1 protein-coding gene and 1 pseudogene are annotated in these 701 nt (G+C 35.1%); one reads left to right on the forward strand and one right to left on the reverse strand.

The genetic code is table 11. The features are described from left to right. Nucleotides 1–253 (reverse strand): hypothetical protein (locus tag A3739_RS30840; protein WP_231877063.1); only part of this gene is annotated, 253 nt, incomplete at its 3' end. Between A3739_RS30840 and A3739_RS10220 the strand changes: the two are divergent. Next, nucleotides 252–701: pseudogene (locus A3739_RS10220) on the forward strand (hypothetical protein); the annotation flags it as partial. The gene A3739_RS30840 and the pseudogene A3739_RS10220 sit on opposite strands and share 2 nt — an antisense overlap.

A 701-nucleotide genomic window follows, 5' to 3' on the forward strand; every position in this document is an offset into this window, starting at 1 on the left:
TATTTTCTATCTCATTGCGGTTGATTTTCAGTGTTGGTGTGAGCAAACCATGTTTCATTGCTAACAACAATGTGATCAATTTATTTAGTTCGGTTCTAAGCGTTAATATATTTTTAATGGCCAGAATTAAATCTGAATTCAGTTTGTTGTCGCAGCAATCTGTATTTTTAAAGATCGAATAAATTGTTAAAGACTGTAATAATATTTTTAATGAACATTTTTCAACCATTTGTTTAGCTCCAGGAGCAACCATGAAAATAATAGTGATAGTGCTCTTCTTATGGATATTCTTAGTTTTTTCTGCAGAATCTGAAGAGGTTTTAGTCAATAAACCGCAGTCCGAAAACGATAGTAGATATGACTACCCTCACAAACTATTAGAAATGATTCTTAAAGAAACAACAGGGGACTACAAGCCCGCATCAGTAGCTCATTCACAGTTTGCAATGACGAGAGATAGAATGTTGTTGTCACTGATTAAAGGAGATCTGCTGCATGTTGTTGCAGAAGCTCCCAAACAAGAATGGTTGGAAAAACTACTTGTCGTTCGTATTCCTATACGAAAAGGAATCCAAGGATATCGATTATTCTTCATAAACAAAGACGACCAAGCAGTTATTGCTAAAACAAATTCATTGCAGCAATTTATGAAATTCCCAACGGGTTCAGGGGTAGGATGGTCGACAGCTAAAATAATGGAA

Source organism: Oleiphilus sp. HI0067, assembly GCF_001635735.1.